The sequence below is a fragment of the Rhizobium sp. S163 genome (assembly GCF_030380805.1).
Taxonomy (GTDB): Bacteria; Pseudomonadota; Alphaproteobacteria; order Rhizobiales; family Rhizobiaceae; genus Rhizobium.
This window is the reverse complement of the sequence record NZ_JAUDSA010000012.1, coordinates 591,230-611,342: the sequence shown is the minus strand read 5'-3', so window position 1 is coordinate 611,342 and position 20,113 is coordinate 591,230. Positions and strand designations below refer to the sequence as shown.

Sequence of the window (20,113 nt, the reverse complement as noted above, 5' to 3'; positions counted from 1 at the left end):
CAACTCTACCGGCATTCATAGATGGCGCAAAGAGGCGATCCGGAAAGAGTCTTATGCTAGCGCGGCGTACCAGCATCGCCGATACTCCGGCAAGTGAAAGATCTCGCGCGGAGGAAAATGCTTCTCTGTACCTGTCATCGGAGCAATTCCGGTGAGAAGTGCGGCACCTGCGCTCGTGCCCGTCGAGCCGGGAACGGCGAACACATCCCGGCCGGTGAGCGCAGCGACCACATCGAGATAGGTCTCATTCAGCGAAAACGGCCCCTCGACGACAACGGGACCGCCGGCGCCGATCAAGCCCAGGCACGCTTCGGTCATCAGCGCCAGATAGAGGCAAACCGCCGCGTAATGTTCGCCAGCGCTCGCCGCTTCGGCGTTGACCCAGCGCCGCTCCTTGCCTTGGAATGGACCGGACCCGGGCGCCACATTCGGCAAGAGCATCATGCTTTTTTCGATGACATCAGGCATGGCCGCGACCGCTTCCTCGATAGACACGGGCCCGATCTTAGCCGACAGGATTTCAAATTCGCGACCGCCCATGAAGCGCGACGACGGGACCGCCCGACCGTAGGCATCGACATTGGCAAGCGTATCGCGCTTCGGATCGAGATGGTCGAGATCGCCACCCACGCCGAAGTTGACCACCCACGTGCCTGTCGAGACGACAGCAAACGGGGCTTGCCGACTGACCAAATGCGGCAGCAGCGAAGCGTTGGAATCGTGGATGCCGCAATAGACGGGAACTGGTTTTGAGAGGCCGATCTCTTCCGAGATCTCAGGGAGCACCGGGCCGAGCGCGTCGAAGGCCGAGCGGATCGGCGCCATCAGCGGTCTTATATCAAGCGTGTCGACGAGGCTGGAGTAGCTCGATTCGCGCGGGTTCCACAGATCCGTATGACAACCAAGCGATGTTACCTCGTTGGCCGCGATACCAGTCAGCCGCGCCGCCCAGTATTGGGCGTAGGTGACGATGGTGGCGACATTGGCGAACGCCGCCGGAAAGGCCGACTGCTGATAGTGCAGCTGCGCTCCGATGTTCAGGCCCATCGACTGGCGCGGCGAATAGGTTTCGTCGAATGATGGGCGCAGCGCCGTATAGGCGTCGATAATCTCGCGTGGATATTCTTGCTCATAATCGAGCACCGGCATGGCGAGCGTACCATCCGCAGCAAGCAGAGCGGCGCTGGCACCATGCGTGGTGATCGAGATCGCATCGAAACCGGGCGACACGGCAAATTGCTTCAGCGCGTCTAGCGCAAAGGCCCACAGCGCCTCCACATCGTAATGCGGATAGAGACCGGATTTGACCACCACGTTCGGCGTCTTGACGACCGCAACCTCAGCGCCGGTGGCGCTGTCGAGCACAACGACCTTGGCATTCGTCTTGCCGATATCGAGAACCGCGACGCGGGCGTAGATCTGACTTGATGTCATGGCATATGAAAGACGGTGACGAGGTCGGTCTGGACAGGCGAATTATCCGGATTGGTGGCCATGATATCGCGCATATGCGCCCACCACCGCTTCATCACCGGGTGCTCCGGCAGGCTCGACAGGGTGTTGTCGCTGGTGCGCGTCAACACGCCGAACAGCGTGTTCGTCTCGCGGTCGAGATGAATCGAGTAATCGCTGGCGCCGGACTGGTGCAGCAGCTCGACCAGTTCCGGCCAGATTTCGTCGTGGCGCTTGATGTACTCGGCTTCCATGCCGGGATTGAGCGTCATCTTGAAGGCGTGTATTTCCAGCGTCATTTCGGACTCATGGCTTTGATGCGGCGAGCGATGATCGGGATCGCGATGGTGATGATCAGCAGCAGGCCGATGAAGATCGACATGACGATGCCGGGAACGTTGAGCAGGCCAAGGCCGAAGGTGACGAGGCCCATGACGAAGGCGGCGATGACGACGCCACCGATCTTGCCGGAACCGCCGAGGATCGAAACGCCGCCGAGAACGACCATGGTCACAACCTCGAGCTCCCAGCCCTGCGCGATCGACGGGCGCGTCGAGCCAAGCCGCGAGGTCAGGCAGACCGAGGCGATGCCGCTCATCACGCCCGTCAGCATGAAGAGGATGAACTTCACTCTCTCGACGGGGATGCCGGAAAAGCGCGCGGCGAAATCGTTGTTGCCGATCGTGTAAACTTGGCGGCCGAAATTGGTAGCGTGCAGCAGGATGGCGAACAGGATCGCCAACACGATGAAGAGCACGAACTCGAAGGAGAAGACCCAGACGACATATCCCTGGCCAAAGAAGGCGAATTCCTCGGGATAGTTGCCGTAGGCCTGATCGCCCAGCACGATATAGGAGATACCGCGAAACAGGCTCATCGTGCCGATGGTGACGACGATGGACGGCAGTTTCATCACGGAGACGAGGAAGCCGTTGAACATCCCGCAGAGCAGGCCAACGCCGACGCCGATGGCGACAAGACCCGGCGCACCGACACCCGCCTGCGCCGCGGCCCCCATGGCGGTCGAGGCCAGCGCGATGATGGCGGCAACCGACAGGTCAATCTCGCCGGATATGACGAGCAGCGCCATGGCAAACGCGATCATCGCTTTCTCGGTAAAGTTGAAGGTCGCGTCCGAGAGGTTCCAGGCGTCGAGGAAGTAGGGCGATGCCAGCGAATTGAAGATGAAGATGACGACGGCCACGCCGAAGAGCAGTACTTCCCAGCTGGACATGATCCGCTTGAATGGCGTTCCCAGGCGATCCGGGATGACCCGTTTGTCGGTGGGCGTGGAAACGACGGTGCTCATGCTGCCACCTCTGCTGGAGTTTCCGCGGCGGCCTTGTCGCGCAAGATGATGCGGCCGCGATTGCGCTCGCGCCTTGCGTTGAAGACGACTGCGAGAATGATGACGGTGCCCGAGATCGCCATCTGCGTGAAGGGCGAGATGCCGATGACGGGAAGGGCGTTCTTGATGACGCCGAGGAAAAGCGCGCCGAGCACGGTGCCAAGCACCGATCCGACGCCGCCGGCGATCGATATGCCGCCGATGACGCAGGCAGCCACGCTATCGAGCTCGAAGCCGTTGGCGATATCGACATATGCGACCGCATAGCGCGACACCCAGAGGTAGCTCGCAAGACCGGCAAGCGCGCCCGACAGAACGAAGGCAAGGAACTTGGTCCAGCCGACATCGATACCGGCATAGACCGCCGCTGTCGGATTGCCGCCGGCGGCATAGGTAGAGCGGCCGAACTGGGTGTATCTCAGTACGATATAGATCAGCGCGACGATGATGATCGCGGCCCAGCTCAGCACCGGCATGCCGAGAACGACGGTGCGGGGAACGTTGAGGAAGGTCGGCGTCATCTGATGCGCATTGACCCACTCGCCGCCGGAGAGCACGAATGCCATGCCGCGATAGATGGTGAGCGTTCCCAATGTGACGACGATCGGCGGGATCTCGAGTGCCCAGACGAGGAAGCCATTGATGGCGCCGAGGCAGGCGCCAATGAGGATCGCGGCGAGGATCAGGACGATCAGCGGCAGATCCGGATGCGCGGCGTTCAGCATCGCAATCGCCATGCCGGTGAAGGCGAGGTTGGCGGCAACGGACAGGTCGATCGACTTCGTCAGGATAACCGTCATCTGCGCCAGCGCCAGGATGATCAGGATCGACGTGTCGTTGAAGATGCCGGCAAGGTTTCCAGGCGTTGCAAAGCCGTCAGCGCGGCTCGAAAAGGCGGCGATCATCACCGCGATGATGATGAAGAGCAGCGTTTCGCGTTTTCTCAAGAGTCTGGACATCAGCTATCCTCAAGCGTTACCGGTGGCAGCGCGCACCAGCGTTTCCGGCGTCAGGTCCTTGCGCTCGAAAAGGCCGGCCGACAGGCCCTCCTTCATGACAAGCACCCGATCGGACATTCCGATGATCTCCGGCAGCTCCGATGAGATCATGATGATGGAGAGGCCCTCGGCGGCGAGCTCGCTGATAAAGCCGTGCACGGCCGCCTTCGAGCCGATGTCGATGCCCTTGGTCGGTTCGTCGAGAATGATGACCTTGGGCATAGTCGCCAGCCATTTGCCGATGACCACCTTCTGCTGGTTGCCGCCGGACAGAGTTCCAACTGGAACCGAGAGTGCCGCCGCGCGCAGATCGAGCCGCTCGGCATACTTGCGCGCCAGCGCGAATTCATTGGCCGCCTTCAGGAAGCCTTTGCGCGAGGTGCGCCCCAGCGATGGCAGCGTCATGTTCTGGTAGATCGGCATCGGCAACGCCAGGCCGTGGCGGCCGCGCTCTTCCGGTACATAGACGATGCCCGCCCTGATCGCATCGAGCGGCGAGTTGATGCTGATCTCCCGGCCATCAAGCGTGAGCTTACCCGACAACGGCTTGGTGATGCCGAACAGGGACTGACAGAGTTCGGAACGGCCGGCGCCGATCAGGCCGTAAATGCCGAGAATTTCGCCCTTGCGAAGCGTCAGCGAGATATCGCGGAACTCTGTCTGGTGACAGTATTTCTCGACCTGCATCACCGGTCCGCCGATCGCGACGTCGATCTTCGGGAACGCGTTCTCGACGTCGCGGCCGACCATCATGCGAACGATCTCGTCCTGCGGTGTGGCCTTCAAATTGCCGTGGCCGACGGCGCGCCCGTCACGGAAGACAGCGAAGTTGTCAGCGATCTCGTAAAGCTCGTCGAACTTGTGGCTGATGAAAAGGATGGCTTTGCCCTGCGCCTTCAGGCCTTCGACGATACGGAAGAGATCGTCGATCTCCTTGCGCGACAGGGCGGCGGTCGGCTCATCCATGATGACGATGCGGGCCTCGATCGATAGTGCGCGCGCGATGGCCACGAGGTGGCGTTGCGCGATCGAGAGGTCCTTCAGACGGATCGTCGGATCGATATTGCTTTCAAGCGAGGTGAGCAGCGCCTTGGCGCGGCTGTTCATCAACTTCCAGTCGATGGTGCGCAAACGCGTGCGTGGCGCATGGCCGAGGAAGATGTTTTCGGCAACCGTCAGCTCGTCGAAGAGCACGGTTTCCTGATGGATCGCGGTGACGCCAACATCGATCGCTGCCTGCGCATTGGCAAACGTCGTCGGCTTACCATCGATGAGGATTTCGCCTTCGTTCGGACGGTAGATGCCGGTCAGGATCTTGACGAGCGTGGACTTGCCTGCACCGTTTTCGCCGATGAGCGCGGTTACCTTGCCTGGGTAGAGCGCGATGCTGACGTTATCGAGCGCCTTCACGCCAGGGAAGATCTGGGAGATGCCACGCATCTCGAGAATTGCGGGTACGTCGTTCGTCGCGACGCTAGCAACAGGTTGTTGAAGGGCGTTGTTCATCAGCGCTTACCAGTGTTCATTGGGAAGGGCCCGGCGGCAATACCGCCGGGTTTTGTCTGTCCGCGAAAGGCTTAGAAAACCTTCGAGAACTGATCGATGTTCGACGCATTGTAGATGAACGGATCGGCCATTGCGGCTTCGCCCTTGTCGTCCACCTTGATCTTGCCCATGCGGCCGGCTTCGATTTCGGTGCCCGGCGCTCCGGTCGCGTCACCCTTTACGAGGTGATAGGCGATCTGCGTTGCGGAGTAGCCGAGGTCGATCGGGTTCCAGATCGCGAATTCCTTCGTCGCACCCGACTTGATCGCACCGGCCATTTCGGACGGCAGGCCGAGACCCGTGACATAAACCTTGCCGACGAGACCCTTGTCTTCGACGACCTTGGAAGCGGCCAGAACGCCGACCGTCGTCGGAGCAACGATGACCTTGACGTTCGGGTTCGACTTCAGGAGGCCTTCGGCTTCGCGGTAAGACTTGTCGGAGAGGTCGTCGCCATAAACGGTGGTGACGAGGTTCAGACCGTCGAAGTCCTTCAGCTGCTTCTTCATCTGGTCAATCCAGATGTTCTGGTTCGTCGAGGTGGTGGTTGCAGACAGGATCGCGAAGTCACCCTTGCCGCCTTCGAGGTGATCCTTGACGAGCGTCAGGCACATCTTGCCGATCAGTTCGTTCGACGACGGGTTCAGCTGCAGGATACGGCCGTCCTTGTTGACACCGGAATCCCAGGAGATGACCTTGATGCCACGCTGCTTGGCCTTCTTTAGGGCCGGTACGACAGCGTCGGGGTCGTTGGCGGAGATCGCAATGGCGTCGACGCCCTGCGCGATCAGCGAGTTGATGACTTCGATCTGGCCTTCGGCCGTCGTCGAGGTCGGGCCGGTGTAGATCACTTCTACGCCGCCGAGTTCCTTGGCTGCTTCCTGTGCGCCCTTGTTGGCGGCTTCAAAGAAGCCGTTGCCGAGCGACTTGACCACGAGGCCAATCTTGACGTCCTTGGCGCTTGCTGCACCAGCCATCAATGCGACGGCAAAGGCGACGCCCACCGCCAGTGTCTTTGCGAGTTTCATGCTTTCTTCCTCCCACGTTGATTGACTTGACCACATCCTGCCGGCGCCGTTCAGGCAACCGACGAGGAATCCTCCTTTGCCTGCGAGACCACGCTCGCAACCACGAGCTTGACGCCCGCATCCTCGATCATCCGCACAGCCTCATCGGACACGACCTCGTCCGTGATCACGGTCGTGACGCGATCGAGCCCGCATAAAATGAGGCTCGAGCGGCGATGAAACTTGCTGGAATCGACCATGACGATCAGCTCGTCAGCCTGATGCATCAACTTCTGCTCGCTCTGAATGATCTGCGCGTCCGCTTCCATGATGCCGAGCGGACCCACGCCCTGCGCACCGATGAAAAAGCGCCGCGCATAGAAATTGCGGATCGCGTCATTGTCGAAAGGCGACAGGATCAGGCTCTGCTCGCGATAGATCACACCGCCGGGAACCGTCACCGTGTTCTTCGAGTGCTTAACCAGATGTTCGGCGATCGCGAACGAATTGGTCATCACCTGCATGCGATGCGCCGCCATGAAATGCACCATCTGGAAGGTGGTCGTTCCGCCGTTTATGATGATGGCGTCACCAGGATCGCAGAGATCGACGGCCGCGCGCGCAATTGCGCGTTTTTTATCGGAATTGACAGATTCTGACACTCGGAAAGGCCTGCCGGCGAGATTGCCGAGCTGCGGCGGATGCACGGCTTCTGCCCCACCACGCACGCGCCGGATCTTTCCCTGCACGTGAAGCGCCGCGATATCGCGCCGGATCGTCGCCTCGGAAGCCTCGGTCAGCTCAGAAATATCCTGAACCGTCACGACCGATTTTTCCTGTACGGCGCTCAATATAATGCGATGGCGTTCGCGTTCGTGCATGGGTTCCTCCTGCATCGTTTATTTCGCAGTTGTGACAATGTGTCAATCACAAACGATCATATTTTTACATATTGCGTTGCAACATAATCGATTTTGATCGTTTTCGATTGACAACGCTGCTTTTGATGAGCGATACCGTCCACGCAAAGGACGCATTTCTCATTTCGCGTTCTGAAGAATTCTACATGGGAGGATGACATGGCGGCAACCGTCCGGCTTCTGGATAACCGTTGGGATGACTCGTACGCTGCAGGCCTGGATGAGCCTGGAAAGCTACTCTATCGCTCGAACCTGCTGGGTGCTGACAAGCGTATCACCAACTATGGCGGCGGCAACACGTCTGCCAAGGTCATGGAAACCGACCCGCTGACCGGCGAAAAAGTCAAGGTTCTCTGGGTCAAGGGTTCCGGCGGCGACGTCGGCACCATCAAGCTCGACGGCTTTGCCACCCTCTATCAGGACAAGCTGGATTCGCTGAAGGGCATCTACAAGGGCGTTGAAGACGAAGACCGGATGGTCAGCTTCCTTCCTCATTGCACCTACAACCTCAACAGCCGCGCCGCCTCGATCGACACGCCGCTGCATGGTTTCGTGCGCTTCACGCATGTCGACCACATGCATCCTGACGCGATCATCGCGATCGCCGCTTCGAAGAATTCCAAGGAGTTGACGCAGCAGATCTTTGGTGCTGACATCGGCTGGCTGCCGTGGCGCCGCCCGGGCTTCCAGCTCGGCCTCGACCTCGAGGCCTACGTCGAGGCGAACCCGAATTCCAAGGGTGTCGTGCTCGAAAGCCATGGTCTCTTCACCTGGGCCAACGATGCCAAGGCTTGCTACGAACTGACGCTCGACATTATCAACAAGGCGATCGTCTGGTTTGCCGAGAAGACTGAAGGCAAGACGATCTTCGGTGGCAACGCCACTGAGAGCTTGGCCGTCGAACAGCGCCGCGTCATCGCCGCCCGCCTGATGCCTGAAATCCGCGGTCGCATCGGCAAGGCGGAACGCAAGCTCGGCCACTTCGATGATCAGGACGCAGTCCTTGAATTCGTCAACTCGAAGAACTTGGCACCGCTCGGCGCGCTCGGCACCAGCTGCCCCGACCACTTCCTACGCACCAAGATCCGCCCGCTAATCATCGATTTCGACCCGGCGAAGCCGGATGTGGATGCGATCGTTGCCGGTCTTGATAAGGCGCTCGAAGACTACCGCGCCGACTACGCGCGCTACTACAACGACTGCAAGCATGACAATTCGCCCGCTATGCGCGACGCGAACCCGGTCATCTTCCTCATTCCCGGCGTCGGCATGCTGTCTTTTGCCCGCGACAAGGCAACGGCACGTATTGCCAGCGAGTTCTACGTCAACGCCATCAACGTCATGCGCGGCGCGTCGACCGTCTCCGAGTACCAGGGCCTACCTGAGCAGGAAGCCTTCGATATCGAATACTGGCTGCTCGAGGAGGCCAAGCTTCAGCGCATGCCGAAGCCGAAGAGCCTGGCTGGCAAGGTTGCCTTCGTCACTGGCGGTGCCGGCGGCATCGGCCGCGCGACGGCGGCCCGCCTGATCGGCGAAGGTGCCTGCGTGGTGCTGGCCGATATCGACCAGGAAGCGCTCGACAGCACGAAGGCCGATTTCGCCAAGCAGTTCGGCGCCGATGCCGTTCGCGGCGTCAAGCTTGATGTGACCAAGGAAGACGGCGTGATCTCGTCCTTCGCGGAAGCCTGTGTCGAATTCGGCGGCGTCGACATCCTGGTTTCGAACGCCGGCATTGCATCGTCCGCGCCGATCGAAAACACTGAGCTTTCGATGTGGAACAAGAACATCGACATCCTGGCGACCGGCTACTTCCTGGTTTCGCGCGAAGCCTTCCGCCTATTCCGCAAGCAGAACCTCGGCGGCAACGTCGTCTTCGTCGCCTCCAAGAACGGCCTAGCGTCGTCGCCGAACGCTGCTGCCTACTGCACGGCCAAGGCTGCCGAGATCCATCTCGCCCGTTGCTTGGCGCTCGAAGGCGCGGAAGCGGGCATTCGCGTCAACACCGTCAACCCGGATGCGGTTCTGCGTGGATCGAAAATCTGGAACGGCGAGTGGCGCGAGCAGCGCGCGGCATCGTCGAAGATCGAGATCAACGAGCTGGAGGAACACTACCGCAAGCGCTCCATGCTGAAGCTTAACGTCTTCCCTGAAGACATCGCCGAAGCGATCTACTTCCTGGCGTCCGATCTCTCGGCAAAGTCCACCGGCAACATCATCAATGTCGATGCCGGCAACGCGCAGAGCTTCCCGCGCTGATCGCTATCGCCGGAGGATCACCCAAACCGCATGGATGATCCCCGGCACGTAGCCGCACAGCGTCAGCAGTATATTGAGCCAGAACTGCAGGCCGATTCCGACCTGCAGGAATACACCGACAGGTGGCAGGATGATCGCGAAAAGAATGCGTATGATGTCCAAGGTCGCCTCATTACTGATTTGAGTATTTCATGCATCGAAACGCGGACAGGAGCCGGTTGGTTCGATGCCACACGGGAGGAATTCATGGCCGAAACCAAAATCGCGCAGGATGTGATTGCGCAAGAAAACGAAAAGCGCGCAGCCGCGCTCAAATCCGATTACGAAGCCTTGGGCGCCAACCTGTCGCGCCGTGGCGTGGACATTGAGGCGATCACGCGCCGCGTCTCCGAATTCTTCGTCGCCGTTCCATCCTGGGGCGTCGGCACCGGAGGCACGCGCTTCGCCCGCTTCCCCGGCACCGGCGAGCCGCGCGGGATCTTCGACAAGCTCGACGATTGCTCCGTCATCAACGAACTGACCCGCGCCACGCCGAACGTCTCGCTCCACATTCCGTGGGACAAGACCGACGTCAAGGAATTGAAGGCGAAGGGCGATCAGCTCGGCCTCGGCTTCGACGCCATGAATTCCAACACCTTTTCAGACGCGCCCGGCCAGGCCCATTCCTACAAGTACGGATCGCTCAGCCACACGGACGCGGCAACGCGCGCGCAGGCCGTCGAGCACAACATTGAATGCATCGAGATCGGCAAGGCGATCGGCTCCAAGGCGCTGACCGTCTGGGTTGGCGACGGCTCGAACTTCCCGGGCCAGAGCAATTTCACCCGCTCCTTCGAACGCTACCTCGCCTCGATGGCCGACATCTACAAGGCGCTGCCTGACGACTGGAAGCTGTTTTCCGAACACAAGATGTACGAGCCGGCCTTCTATTCGACCGTCGTGCAGGACTGGGGCACGAATTACCTGATCGCCCAGACCCTCGGGCCGAAGGCGCATTGCCTCGTCGACCTCGGCCACCATGCGCCGAACACCAACATCGAAATGATCGTCGCCCGCCTGATCCAGTTCGGCAAGCTCGGCGGCTTCCACTTCAACGACTCGAAGTACGGCGATGACGACCTCGACGCCGGTTCGATCGAGCCCTACCGTCTGTTCCTCGTCTTCAACGAGCTGGTCGAGGCCGAGCAGCGCGGCGTCAACGACTTCAACCCGGCCCACATGATCGATCAGTCGCACAATGTGACCGATCCAATCGAAAGCCTGATCAACAGCGCCAACGAAATCCGCCGCGCCTATGCGCAGGCGCTGATCGTCGACCGCAAGGCGCTGGCAGGTTTCCAGGATGAGAACGACGCGCTGATGGCAACGGAAACGCTGAAGCGCGGCTATCGCACCGATGTCGAGCCGATCCTTGCCGAAGCCCGCCGTCGCGCCGGTGGCGCGGTCGATCCGGTCGCCACCTACCGCGCCAGCGGCTATCGCAAGAAGGTTGCCGCGGAGCGCCCGGCTTCCGTGGGCGGCAGCGGCGGCATTGTCTGAGGTCGAAGAATTGCTCGAGCCGCCGCGACAATCGTGGCGGCTCGATTCTTAATCAGACTGCTCCGCGCGTCTCGACATAGAGCGCATAGACCGAATGGCTGGACGCCATATAGAGGCGGTTCTTCTTCGGCCCGCCGAAGACGAGGTTGGGGCAGCGTTCCGGCAGCTTGATGAAGCCGATCGCCTTACCGTCCTTGTTGAAGATCTTCACGCCGTTGAGGTCTTCCGGCTTTGCGCCGGCAGCACCCGAAGAGCCCCATCCGCACCACAGATTGCCATCGACATCGACGCGGAAGCCGTCGAGGCCGCCATTGTCGTCGGCGGTGATCAACGCCTTCTTGTTAAACAGCGAGAAACCGTCCTTGCCGACATCGTAGGACCAGATGATCCGATAGGGCTGCGCGCGGCCTTCGACTATATAAATCTTCTTCTCGTCTTCAGAGAAGGCAAGGCCGTTCGGACCCTTCAGCTCGTCGGTGACGAGGTTCAGCTTTCCATCCGGCGAGATGCGATAGACCGAATGCGGCAGCTCCGGTTCGGCCTTGTCGCCTTCCCATCCGCCGGCAATGCCGAAGGTCGGGTCGGTGAACCAGATCGAACCGTCCGACTTGCAGACGATGTCGTTCGGCGAGTTGAGTTTCTTGCCCTTGTAGTTGTCAGCCAGAACCGTGATCGAGCCGTCATACTCGGTGCGGGTGACGCGGCGGGTCAGGTGCTCGCACGACAAAAGCCGGCCCTGCATGTCGCGGGCATGGCCGTTCGAATAGTTCGAATTCGGGTTGAAGACACTCCAGGTCTCGTTTGTCTCGTCATATTTCATAACCCGATTGTTCGGCACGTCGCTGACGAGAAGATAGCGACCGTCGCCGAACCAGACCGGGCCTTCCAGCCAGCGGGCGCCGGTGGCGACCTGTTCCAAGGAGGAACTCGCGACGCGATACTTGGCAAAGCTTGGGTCGAGAATCTGGATAGCCGGATCCGGATAGATGGGCGAGGGCGTGAAGCCGATCGACTGTGCGGCTGCGACCTTCGGCAGAACGGCACCCGCCAGTGCGGCTCCAGACATGGCAATGACGTTACGGCGTGTGTAAACCACTAGGCATCCTCAATATGATTTGTCTCAAATAGGCCCCACGACATCGCGGGTTACGATCAAAACAGTGACCGCGGGCCCATGTAGATCGACCTATCCGTGTGCCGCAATGATACTCTTGGATCGTTTTCCCAACTGGTTAACCAGCCATGACCACATCAGCGTCAGCTTCGTAAACGCCGCCAAGAAGAAGATCGAAGAAAATTAGCCAGCATAAATATAAGCTTATTCGTTCGTCTCGACATGCTTTGATCAAAAGCAACTCCACTGCCGATTCCGTTCGCTTGCCTTATCGAGGTCAGATTTCTTTAAGGATAAGCGCCTAGGTTGAAACCAAGATATCGGGATGCCCCCTCGGTGTTTTGCGCATGATGCGTTGTCCCACAGCTTCCAATGTCACTTTTTCTTGCGAACGAGTTCCGCTCCTCCGCAGGCGGCCTGATGCCATTTCACCACGATTTCCAAGGTGCCTCATGTTGAAAAACCTGAAGATACAAACCAAATTCCTTATTGCTATCGCCATGCTGGGCCTCGTTTCCATGGCGGGCTTGCTTTACCTCACCAACAAGTTTAGCGCGGCCAACCAGCAGTACACCGGCTTCCTCCAGAACGAGAGCCAGGCAGCGACCTTCAGCGCGCGCGCGGCAGCTGGCATCTGGACGTCCACGACATGGCTTAGCCGTGCCGTCGCGCAGGAGCCCGGCACCCCTGCCTTCAACGATATCTCCAAGCGTTTCGCCACAGAGTTCGATGGCGCGCGCAAGCGACTGTCGCAAGTCTCGGAATTGGTGCCGAGCCGCAAGGGGGCAATCGACGAATTGCTTGCCGGAGCCGACGGTTTGAAATCTCTGGGCGACGAGCTTCTCGCGGCGCATGGCACCGGAAACACCGAGCAGACCCAACAGCTTTCTGCAAAGCTTGATGACATGATCGTCGGTCTGTCGCCCAAGTTCGGCGCCAACAACAAGGCAATGGCAGACCTTCTGGAACAGGGCGGCAGCCAGCTGTCTGCCTCCGTTTCCTCCACCATCTTCTATACCCTTGTCGGCCTAACCCTTGGCGTCATTGCGGCAATCGCCATTGCCATGGTCATCGCCCAGAAGGGTGTGACGACGCCGATGGCCAAGCTGCGCGAACGCATGGAAACGCTGGCGTCCGGCGAGACCGGCGAAGAGGTTCATGGCCTCGACCGCCGTGACGAGATCGGCCAGATGGCTGCAGCTGTTGCGGTCTTCCGGACCAATGCGATCGACCGCATGCGCATCGAGCAGCAAGCCGAAGCAGCCCGCTCGATGAGCGAGAGCGAGCGCCTTGAGCGCGAGGCAGAGAAGGCCAACGAAGCCGCAAATCTGCATCGCGCGATCAAGGCTCTCGGCGGCGCCCTCGGAAATCTTGCCGATGGCGATCTGAACTGCCAGATCGACACGCCGTTTACCGGTGACCTCGACACGCTTCGCCAGGATTTCAACGCGGCGGTCTCCAAGCTGCACAACGCGCTGCAGGCTGTTGGCGCCAATGCGAGCGCCATCAGCGCAGGCTCAAGCCAGATCCGCGCTTCCGCCGACGACCTTTCCAAGCGCACCGAACAACAGGCCGCTTCCGTTGAAGAAACGGCCGCCGCGCTGGAAGAGATCACGACGACAGTCAAGGATGCTGCCAGCCGCGCAAGCGACGCCAGCCAGCTGGTCGCCAAGACGCGCGAAGCCGCCGAACGCTCCGGCGAGGTCGTCCGTAACGCGGTCACCGCGATGCACCTGATCGAGCAGTCCTCGAACGAGATCAGCAACATCATCGGCGTGATCGACGACATCGCATTCCAGACCAACCTTCTCGCTCTCAACGCCGGCGTCGAAGCAGCCCGGGCGGGAGATGCCGGCAAGGGCTTTGCCGTCGTTGCCCAGGAAGTGCGCGAACTGGCACAGCGCTCGGCGCGCGCGGCCAAGGAGATCAAGGCGCTGATCACCGCCTCGGGTTCGCAGGTCGAGTCCGGCGTGGAACTGGTCGGTGAAGCCGGCAAGGCGCTGGATGCGATCGTCGCCGAAGTTCAAGAGATCAATCGCCATGTTCACGCGATCGCTGAAGCCTCGCGCGAGCAGTCGCTTGGCCTGCAGGAGATTAACACGGCCGTGAACACCATGGACGAAGGCACGCAGAAGAATGCCGCAATGGTCGAGGAAACGACCGCGGCCAGCCACAGCCTCGCGCATGAAGCCATGGCGCTGGCGCAGCTGATGTCCCAGTTCAAGCTGGACGGCGCCGTTGCCAACCAGGGGCGGCCGAGCTTCGCCAAGCCTGCGGCGACGACCGCCAGCCACGGCCCCGTCGCCTCGCCAGCACGGCAACTGGGCCAGAAGTTGACCAATGCGTTTCGCGGAAACGCCGCGCTCAAGCAAGAGCCGGAATGGTCGGAATTCTGAGCCATATTGCTTAGGAAACGGAGCCTAAGAGGCTCCGTCTTTTCATGACTGCGCAGCGTACAGCGTTGCTCGCCACAAACAAAAAAAGCCGCCGCCAATGTGGCGACGGCTTTCGGGGGGCAGGGAAGCCCAAGGCGTTAGCAATAGTTGCAGACAGCAGCCGGATTGCTCTTGATCACGTCGATGAATTTCTTGACCGGATTGGCGCGCTGTTCGCGCTTCACCGCCGCAGTCTCCAGGAGCCGCTTGAAATCTTCAAGCTTCACGCCGTCGGCGCGCATCACCATGGCGATCAGGGGGTCGCGAAGGGCTTCGGATATCGTCAGGTCGTCTCTGGTCTTTCTCATGGCTCAGTCCTCCTTTCGTGGGCGGTCGCCCGTGTTCCACTTCGGCCGCGCTGCCCTCTCGGCAATTGACTTCCGCGAAAAGTGGTGTTACCGGTAAGTAACAATGCATTTGTTACCGATCGGTCACATGGATGTCAAGGACATTGTCCGCAGAAAAATCAAAAACTTGGACAGCTATTCTGCCTGCAGGCACTGATGAAAAGATCCCTCCTAGGGAACGTATCGTCTCGACCGCGGCGGAGCTGTTTCGTGAGCACGGGATCCGTGGCATCGGCGTTGATGCCATCGCCGAAGGCGCTCTCACCAACAAGATGACGCTCTATCGGCACTTCGGCTCGAAGGACGAGCTGGTGTGCGAAACGCTGCGCCGCGCCTCCGATAAGGCCGAGGCGATCTGGCGCGAGCTGGAAGCCACGCATCCCGATGATGCGCGCGCCCAGCTGCTTGCCTGGATCGAACTCAGGACCCAGAGCCTTTGCGGCGATCAGGTCGGCTGCGATCTGGCGAACGCCGCGATCGAACTCAAGGGTGAAGGCCACCCGGCCTACAGCGTCATCGAACGCCATAAGGCGGAGCAGCGCGACAGGCTTGAGGCGCTCTGTCTCGCCGCCGGCGCGCGCGAACCGCAGCTGCTGGCAGACACACTGACCCTGCTTCTGGAAGGCGCCCGCGTCACCCGTCAATCGATGGGCAAGGACAACTGTTGCGGCCACTTCTCCAAGGCGTGCAACGCTGCTATCGCGGCGTTTGCCTGAGCGCCGGTTTCTGCGCTTGGAACTTTCGTGGGGGAAACTCGTTTTCAACCAGATGTGGAAACACGGTTGAGCGGGAAGATGAACTACATTTATCTCCATCGCCTGTATGCCAAACGGGCGGAGCTTGAAGCCAAGCTTGAACTCTATGATGCGCGCGATTGCTTCGGTGACGAGGATGTCAACGACGGCACTGATCGTGAGTTGCGTTCTCGCATCGAGGAAATCTCGGCGGAAATCGATACGCTCGAACATTCTCGCGTTGGCTAGTGCCGTGAGTTATCGGCCTGCATCGAGCAGTTCGATCGTGTGATGGTCGAACGCTCCATCGTAGAAATGATCTATCACTTGATGGAAAGGTGATCCGTGATCGCTGACCGCCGCGAACAGCGTCATTGACGATCGGAGCTTATGATCATCGGGAGAGCCAAACACCTCATGCGCGGATTTTGCATTGATCGACAATACTGCGTCGACGCAGCGCACAAGGCGGGCGCCGAGGATGGGATCTGCCAGATAGGCCGAGGCTTCGCCGGCCGAGCGGATGGCATATTTCTCGGCCATTGACGACGTGCCGAGACCTGCCATCTGCGGAAAGATGAACCACATCCAGTGCGAGCGCTTGCGGCCATTCCTGAGCTCCGCAAGCGCGCGATCATAGACACCATTTTGAGCTTCGATGAAGCGATCGAGATCGTAGTCGATATCAGCGGACATGATGCCCTCCCCGACTAGAACTAGGTCACGGTCGCCCGTTTCTCCAGTTTAAGCCGACAAGTCCTCAAGTTTAAGCCGACAAGTCCTCAGCAGGACTTGTCCGGATAGGGGCTATGCTCCCGGCAATAATCCAGCGACGGGCCGGAATCCGAGATCGCTCCGACAGGGGCGAGATCGACAGCCGATGCCGTCGAGGTGTTCATATGCGCGACATATCCCGCCGCGCCAAGAACCAGCAGGGCTCCAACGATCAGAAACCGTTCCGATACCGATGGTCGGCTGGTTGCCTTGATGTGTTCCACGTATTCGCGCTCGCCCATACCGTCCAACTCTTCGTCCGTTGCATGATGATGGACCGTGTCGCCGCGAGGGGCGCTCCAGCTGTCTACATCTCTCATTGTCTTGCTCCTGAAATCCGCGCGAGGTGCCTATAACATCCCTCGACCCGTGGCGTCTTTCGCGCATTCCCGATATGTGGTGGCAACCGCCACGGTTGAAGGCCGGATACGCAAACTCAGTGTTCATAAAATCGAACCAATCGGTTTGATCTGGCTTCAAGGGCTTGGCACTTCGAGGAAACTCGGCTTAGGTCGGGTATTCATCCAGACCACGGACACTGACATGACGAAATCATTTGGTGCGATGTCGATCGCACAACTTTCCGTTCTTATCCAGAACGGCGCCGCCGACCCGGTGGAGGTCACCGAGACCGTGCTTGAGGACATCAAGGTGCACCCCGATCAGTCGATCCTCACCGAATTGCTGGCCGACCGCGCGCTTGAAGAGGCCAAGGCGTCCTCGGCGCGGCTGAAGGCCGGCCGGTCGCGCGGCTTGCTTGAGGGCATTCCCGTTGCCTGGAAAGACCTGTTCGATATCAAGGGGCGCGCGACGACGGCCGGCTCCAAGGTCCTGCGGGACGCCCCCGTGGCAGAAGACGATGCAGCGGTCGTAAGCGCGCTTGCGCAGGCCGGCATGGTCGCCGTCGGCTGCACCAACATGAGCGAATTCGCTTTTTCCGGCCTCGGCATAAACCCGCATTACGGCACACCGCACAATCCGCGCGGCAAGGATGAGCCACGTATTCCCGGCGGCTCCTCCTCGGGCGCCGGTGCCGTGGTGGCCGCAGGTCTCGTCCCCGTGGCGATCGGCACCGACACAGGCGGATCGGTCCGCATCCCCGCCGCCTTCAATGGCGTCGTCGGCTACAAGGCAACACGCGGGCGCTACCCCATGGGCGGGGTCTTTCCGCTGGCGCGAAGCCTGGATTCGCTCGGCCCCCTTTGCCGCACCGTTCAGGACGCAATCTGGGTCGACGCGGCCATGCGCGGCCTGACCGCCGCGCCCGCCATCACCCCGAGCTCGCTCCGCGCGCTGGATGTGGTCATTCCTGATAATGTCGTGTTCGATGGCGCCGAGGCCGGCGTCGTCGCAGCCTTCGAGCAAAGCGTGGAGTGGCTGATCGCGGAAGGTGCTTCGGTCACCCGCGTCACCATCCCGGCCTTCGACGAAATCCTCGCCCTCATGGGCAAGTACGGCAGCCTGGTGACTGCGGAAGCCTTCGCGCTTCATCGCGAGCGCCTTGCCGGGCAGGAGGCCGATCAGATGGACCACCGCGTCGTGCAACGCACCCGACTTGGCCAGACGATCACGATGCCTGACTACATCGCCATTCTCGAAGCGCGCGAGCGACTGATAGCGGAGGTCGACCGCATGGTCGGCGATAGCATTATCGCCTACCCGTCAGTCGCCCATGTCGCGCCACCGATCGCCGCCCTGGAAGCAAACGACGATCTTTTCTTCGCGACCAACGGCAAGACCTTGCGCAACACCATGCTCGGCAATTTCCTCGACTGGTGCGGCGTGTCGATCCCCTGCGGGACCGGCGACGCGGATATGCCGGTCGGCCTGCTGCTTTCGGCAACCGCCGGCCGCGACGAGGCGCTGCTTGCCGCCAGCCTTTCGGCGGAAGCTGTGTTCACCGGAGATTCCGTTTGAAATTCCAAGGCGTTGTTGCCTAGATAGGGTGGGAACGAGGAGGAATGCAATGATCGAGGATATCGAGAACGGACGGTTCGCCGTCTCCACATGGTCGCTGCACCGGGCGCTAGGCGCGGTCCATCCCTATAGCCCCGATCCGGCCAAGAGCGGGGCACCGCAGGAGCCTTACGGCCCCGGCAGCGTCGAACTGATCGACGTTCCGCGCCAGCTTGCCGATCGCGGCATCCACAGGCTGGAGATCTGCTCCTTCCATCTGCCGAGCCTCGACGCGGACTATCTACGGCGGCTGCGCGCAGCCCTCGATCAGTCCGGCGTCCTGCTTCAGACCTTGCTGGTCGAGGACGGCGACCCGAGCAATCCCGCAACGGCCGAGCGCGATATCCGCTGGGTCGCCGGCTGGATCGAGATCGCAACCGCGCTTGGCGCGAGAAACATGCGCGTCATCGCGGGGAAACAGCAGCCGAGCGACGAGAACCTCGCTCGCTCGTCGGGACATCTCTCGTGGCTGGCGGAGCAGGCCGAGGAGAGCGGCATCCGCGTCGTCACCGAGAACTGGTTCGACCTCCTGCCGTCGCCGCGAGAAATGAACTGGCTGCTTGACGATCTCGGCGGCAAGGTCGGCCTCAACGGCGATCTCGGCAACTGGTCGGCGCCGGACAAATATGCCGGCCTTTCGGACATCATGCGCCGCGCCGAGATTTGCCACGCCAAGGCCAATTATACCGCATCAGGCATGGATGCCGAGGACTACGGCAAGTGCCTGGAGGCATGCCGACAGGCCGGATATGCCGGTCCCTACACGCTTATCTACGATTCGCCGTTCTTCCCCGACGAATGGGACGGCATCCTTCTTCAGAAGGCCTTTATCGAACAATTCCATCAAGATGAGCAGCGCGCCACGGGCTGAGCTGCGGAAGGAGACTAGTATGCCTGGTTCAACTGCAATCAACGACTTTTCAAAACGCCTCAGGTCGGGCGAAAGCGGTGGTCTGATTTCGGCGTGGATCGGCATACCCGATCCGCTGTTCGTCAATCATCTCTCGCAGGAAGCCTTCGATGCCGTCGTGCTCGATATGCAGCACGGCGTCTGGGACATGGTGTCGGCCGCCAATGGCATCGGGCAGGGTCGATTGGCCGGCAAGCCTGTGATGGCGCGTATTCCCGTCGGCGATTTCTCGACGGCCTCGCGGCTGCTCGATGCTGGCGCGTCTGGAATTATCGCGCCGATGATCAATTCGATCGCGGATGCGCATGCCCTGGTCAAGGCGACCAAGTACCCGCCGCTCGGCGAGCGTAGCTGGGGACCGACGCTGGCGATGAACCACACCGGCCTCGCCGCCACGAACTATTTGGCGACGGCGAATATGGAGACTGTCGCGATCGCCATGATCGAGACCCGGGCAGCGCTCGATGCCGCCGATGACATTCTCGGCGTTGACGGTATCGACGGCGTCTTTATCGGCCCATCGGACCTTTCCATCGCACTATCGAACGGTGCGCATCTAGCTCCCGACACGGCTGAAATGGATGTCGTGCTGAAGCAGCTGCTCGCCCGTTGCCGCGCGTATGGCAAGTTCGCATGCATCTTCGGCAGCAACGGCGAGCGCGCCGGGCAGCTGCTGAAGATGGGCTTTGATCTCGTCATTGCCGGCGCGGACACGCAGCAGCTTCGCGCCGGCGCCGCGAACGCCATCGCCACGGCCCGCAACGGGCAGACCGGCTAG

Annotated in this window: 20 protein-coding genes; 8 read left to right on the top strand and 12 right to left on the bottom strand. The window is 60.7% G+C overall.

Annotated elements, in window-relative coordinates; translation table 11 throughout:
* Positions 1 to 51: 51 nt before the first annotated feature.
* The 7 genes from QTL96_RS12525 to QTL96_RS12495 form a co-directional block, all read right to left on the bottom strand.
* On the bottom strand, positions 52 to 1,434 hold the full coding sequence (locus QTL96_RS12525; protein ID WP_289727868.1) for an FGGY-family carbohydrate kinase: 1,383 nt from the start codon (positions 1,432 to 1,434) through the stop codon (positions 52 to 54).
* A complete protein-coding gene (rhaM, locus tag QTL96_RS12520) occupies positions 1,431 to 1,751 on the bottom strand; it encodes an L-rhamnose mutarotase (protein ID WP_113198401.1) in 321 nt (106 codons plus the stop codon). Before rhaM ends, QTL96_RS12525 begins: the two co-directional genes overlap by 4 nt.
* A complete protein-coding gene (locus QTL96_RS12515; RefSeq protein WP_112943543.1) occupies positions 1,748 to 2,761 on the bottom strand; it encodes an ABC transporter permease in 1,014 nt (337 codons plus the stop codon). The genes rhaM and QTL96_RS12515 overlap by 4 nt, the downstream gene beginning before the upstream one ends.
* Complete coding sequence (locus QTL96_RS12510; RefSeq protein ID WP_112973070.1) at positions 2,758 to 3,759, bottom strand: ABC transporter permease; 1,002 nt, start codon at positions 3,757 to 3,759, stop codon at positions 2,758 to 2,760. Before QTL96_RS12510 ends, QTL96_RS12515 begins: the two co-directional genes overlap by 4 nt.
* Positions 3,760 to 3,768: 9 nt before the next feature.
* The gene (locus QTL96_RS12505) at positions 3,769 to 5,304 is read right to left on the bottom strand and encodes a sugar ABC transporter ATP-binding protein (protein WP_289727867.1); all 1,536 of its coding nucleotides are present in this window, start codon (positions 5,302 to 5,304) and stop codon (positions 3,769 to 3,771) included.
* A gap of 71 nt (positions 5,305 to 5,375) precedes the next feature.
* Positions 5,376 to 6,371, bottom strand: a complete 996-nt coding sequence (gene rhaS, locus QTL96_RS12500) for a rhamnose ABC transporter substrate-binding protein (protein ID WP_112943540.1) — start codon at positions 6,369 to 6,371, stop codon at positions 5,376 to 5,378.
* 50 nt (positions 6,372 to 6,421) lie between these two features.
* Entirely contained in the window at positions 6,422 to 7,231 is an 810-nt protein-coding gene (locus QTL96_RS12495) for a DeoR/GlpR family DNA-binding transcription regulator (RefSeq protein ID WP_289727866.1), read from the bottom strand.
* A gap of 198 nt (positions 7,232 to 7,429) precedes the next feature.
* On the opposite strand from QTL96_RS12495, the gene QTL96_RS12490 reads away from it, so the two are divergent.
* Positions 7,430 to 9,526 (top strand): bifunctional rhamnulose-1-phosphate aldolase/short-chain dehydrogenase, encoded by a 2,097-nt coding sequence (locus QTL96_RS12490; protein WP_289727865.1) that lies wholly within the window; start codon positions 7,430 to 7,432, stop codon positions 9,524 to 9,526.
* A gap of 3 nt (positions 9,527 to 9,529) precedes the next feature.
* Here QTL96_RS12490 and QTL96_RS12485 read toward each other — a convergent pair whose 3' ends face one another.
* A complete protein-coding gene (locus QTL96_RS12485; RefSeq protein ID WP_018896533.1) occupies positions 9,530 to 9,688 on the bottom strand; it encodes a YqaE/Pmp3 family membrane protein in 159 nt (52 codons plus the stop codon).
* 84 nt (positions 9,689 to 9,772) lie between these two features.
* Between QTL96_RS12485 and rhaI the strand changes: the two genes are divergently transcribed.
* Positions 9,773 to 11,065 (top strand): L-rhamnose catabolism isomerase, encoded by a 1,293-nt coding sequence (gene rhaI / locus QTL96_RS12480; protein WP_112943537.1) that lies wholly within the window; start codon positions 9,773 to 9,775, stop codon positions 11,063 to 11,065.
* 52 nt (positions 11,066 to 11,117) lie between these two features.
* Here the strand turns inward: rhaI and QTL96_RS12475 are convergent, their stop codons facing one another.
* Positions 11,118 to 12,161 (bottom strand): SMP-30/gluconolactonase/LRE family protein, encoded by a 1,044-nt coding sequence (locus tag QTL96_RS12475; protein ID WP_289727864.1) that lies wholly within the window; start codon positions 12,159 to 12,161, stop codon positions 11,118 to 11,120.
* Positions 12,162 to 12,631: 470 nt separating this feature from the next.
* On the opposite strand from QTL96_RS12475, the gene QTL96_RS12470 reads away from it, so the two are divergent.
* The gene (locus QTL96_RS12470) at positions 12,632 to 14,575 is read left to right on the top strand and encodes a methyl-accepting chemotaxis protein (protein ID WP_289727863.1); all 1,944 of its coding nucleotides are present in this window, start codon (positions 12,632 to 12,634) and stop codon (positions 14,573 to 14,575) included.
* 137 nt (positions 14,576 to 14,712) lie between these two features.
* On the opposite strand, the gene QTL96_RS12465 is transcribed toward QTL96_RS12470, so the two are convergent.
* A complete protein-coding gene (locus QTL96_RS12465; RefSeq protein WP_112943534.1) occupies positions 14,713 to 14,922 on the bottom strand; it encodes a hypothetical protein in 210 nt (69 codons plus the stop codon).
* Between the two features lie 131 nt (positions 14,923 to 15,053).
* Here QTL96_RS12465 and QTL96_RS12460 point away from each other — a divergent pair, with 131 nt between their 5' ends.
* Together QTL96_RS12460 and QTL96_RS12455 are read left to right on the top strand one after the other, a co-directional pair.
* Positions 15,054 to 15,677, top strand: a complete 624-nt coding sequence (locus QTL96_RS12460; protein WP_113198409.1) for a TetR/AcrR family transcriptional regulator — start codon at positions 15,054 to 15,056, stop codon at positions 15,675 to 15,677.
* 78 nt (positions 15,678 to 15,755) lie between these two features.
* On the top strand, positions 15,756 to 15,944 hold the full coding sequence (locus QTL96_RS12455) for a hypothetical protein (protein ID WP_047505429.1): 189 nt from the start codon (positions 15,756 to 15,758) through the stop codon (positions 15,942 to 15,944).
* A gap of 9 nt (positions 15,945 to 15,953) precedes the next feature.
* Here QTL96_RS12455 and QTL96_RS12450 read toward each other — a convergent pair whose 3' ends face one another.
* A complete protein-coding gene (locus tag QTL96_RS12450) occupies positions 15,954 to 16,391 on the bottom strand; it encodes a DUF1810 domain-containing protein (protein WP_112973063.1) in 438 nt (145 codons plus the stop codon).
* A gap of 86 nt (positions 16,392 to 16,477) precedes the next feature.
* Positions 16,478 to 16,789, bottom strand: a complete 312-nt coding sequence (locus tag QTL96_RS12445) for a hypothetical protein (RefSeq protein ID WP_112973062.1) — start codon at positions 16,787 to 16,789, stop codon at positions 16,478 to 16,480.
* A gap of 223 nt (positions 16,790 to 17,012) precedes the next feature.
* Between QTL96_RS12445 and QTL96_RS12440 the strand changes: the two genes are divergently transcribed.
* From QTL96_RS12440 to QTL96_RS12430, 3 genes are read left to right on the top strand one after another with little or no spacing between them, the layout of a single operon-like run.
* A complete protein-coding gene (locus QTL96_RS12440; protein WP_289727862.1) occupies positions 17,013 to 18,386 on the top strand; it encodes an amidase in 1,374 nt (457 codons plus the stop codon).
* A gap of 52 nt (positions 18,387 to 18,438) precedes the next feature.
* Positions 18,439 to 19,296, top strand: a complete 858-nt coding sequence (locus QTL96_RS12435; protein ID WP_112973076.1) for a TIM barrel protein — start codon at positions 18,439 to 18,441, stop codon at positions 19,294 to 19,296.
* Positions 19,297 to 19,315: 19 nt separating this feature from the next.
* A complete protein-coding gene (locus QTL96_RS12430) occupies positions 19,316 to 20,113 on the top strand; it encodes an aldolase/citrate lyase family protein (protein ID WP_289727861.1) in 798 nt (265 codons plus the stop codon).

Bases quoted from the DNA above. Each gene is read 5' to 3' on its own strand.
- QTL96_RS12525 (WP_289727868.1), bottom strand. From the start codon at position 1,434: ATGACATCAAGTCAGATCTACGCCCGCGTCGCGGTTCTCGATATCGGC.
- rhaM (WP_113198401.1), bottom strand. From the start codon at position 1,751: ATGACGCTGGAAATACACGCCTTCAAGATGACGCTCAATCCCGGCATG.
- QTL96_RS12515 (WP_112943543.1), bottom strand. From the start codon at position 2,761: ATGAGCACCGTCGTTTCCACGCCCACCGACAAACGGGTCATCCCGGAT.
- QTL96_RS12510 (WP_112973070.1), bottom strand. From the start codon at position 3,759: ATGTCCAGACTCTTGAGAAAACGCGAAACGCTGCTCTTCATCATCATC.
- QTL96_RS12505 (WP_289727867.1), bottom strand. From the start codon at position 5,304: ATGAACAACGCCCTTCAACAACCTGTTGCTAGCGTCGCGACGAACGAC.
- rhaS (WP_112943540.1), bottom strand. From the start codon at position 6,371: ATGAAACTCGCAAAGACACTGGCGGTGGGCGTCGCCTTTGCCGTCGCA.
- QTL96_RS12495 (WP_289727866.1), bottom strand. From the start codon at position 7,231: ATGCACGAACGCGAACGCCATCGCATTATATTGAGCGCCGTACAGGAA.
- QTL96_RS12490 (WP_289727865.1), top strand. From the start codon at position 7,430: ATGGCGGCAACCGTCCGGCTTCTGGATAACCGTTGGGATGACTCGTAC.
- rhaI (WP_112943537.1), top strand. From the start codon at position 9,773: ATGGCCGAAACCAAAATCGCGCAGGATGTGATTGCGCAAGAAAACGAA.
- QTL96_RS12470 (WP_289727863.1), top strand. From the start codon at position 12,632: ATGTTGAAAAACCTGAAGATACAAACCAAATTCCTTATTGCTATCGCC.
- QTL96_RS12465 (WP_112943534.1), bottom strand. From the start codon at position 14,922: ATGAGAAAGACCAGAGACGACCTGACGATATCCGAAGCCCTTCGCGAC.
- QTL96_RS12460 (WP_113198409.1), top strand. From the start codon at position 15,054: ATGTCAAGGACATTGTCCGCAGAAAAATCAAAAACTTGGACAGCTATT.
- QTL96_RS12455 (WP_047505429.1), top strand. From the start codon at position 15,756: ATGAACTACATTTATCTCCATCGCCTGTATGCCAAACGGGCGGAGCTT.
- QTL96_RS12450 (WP_112973063.1), bottom strand. From the start codon at position 16,391: ATGTCCGCTGATATCGACTACGATCTCGATCGCTTCATCGAAGCTCAA.
- QTL96_RS12445 (WP_112973062.1), bottom strand. From the start codon at position 16,789: ATGAGAGATGTAGACAGCTGGAGCGCCCCTCGCGGCGACACGGTCCAT.
- QTL96_RS12440 (WP_289727862.1), top strand. From the start codon at position 17,013: ATGACGAAATCATTTGGTGCGATGTCGATCGCACAACTTTCCGTTCTT.
- QTL96_RS12430 (WP_289727861.1), top strand. From the start codon at position 19,316: ATGCCTGGTTCAACTGCAATCAACGACTTTTCAAAACGCCTCAGGTCG.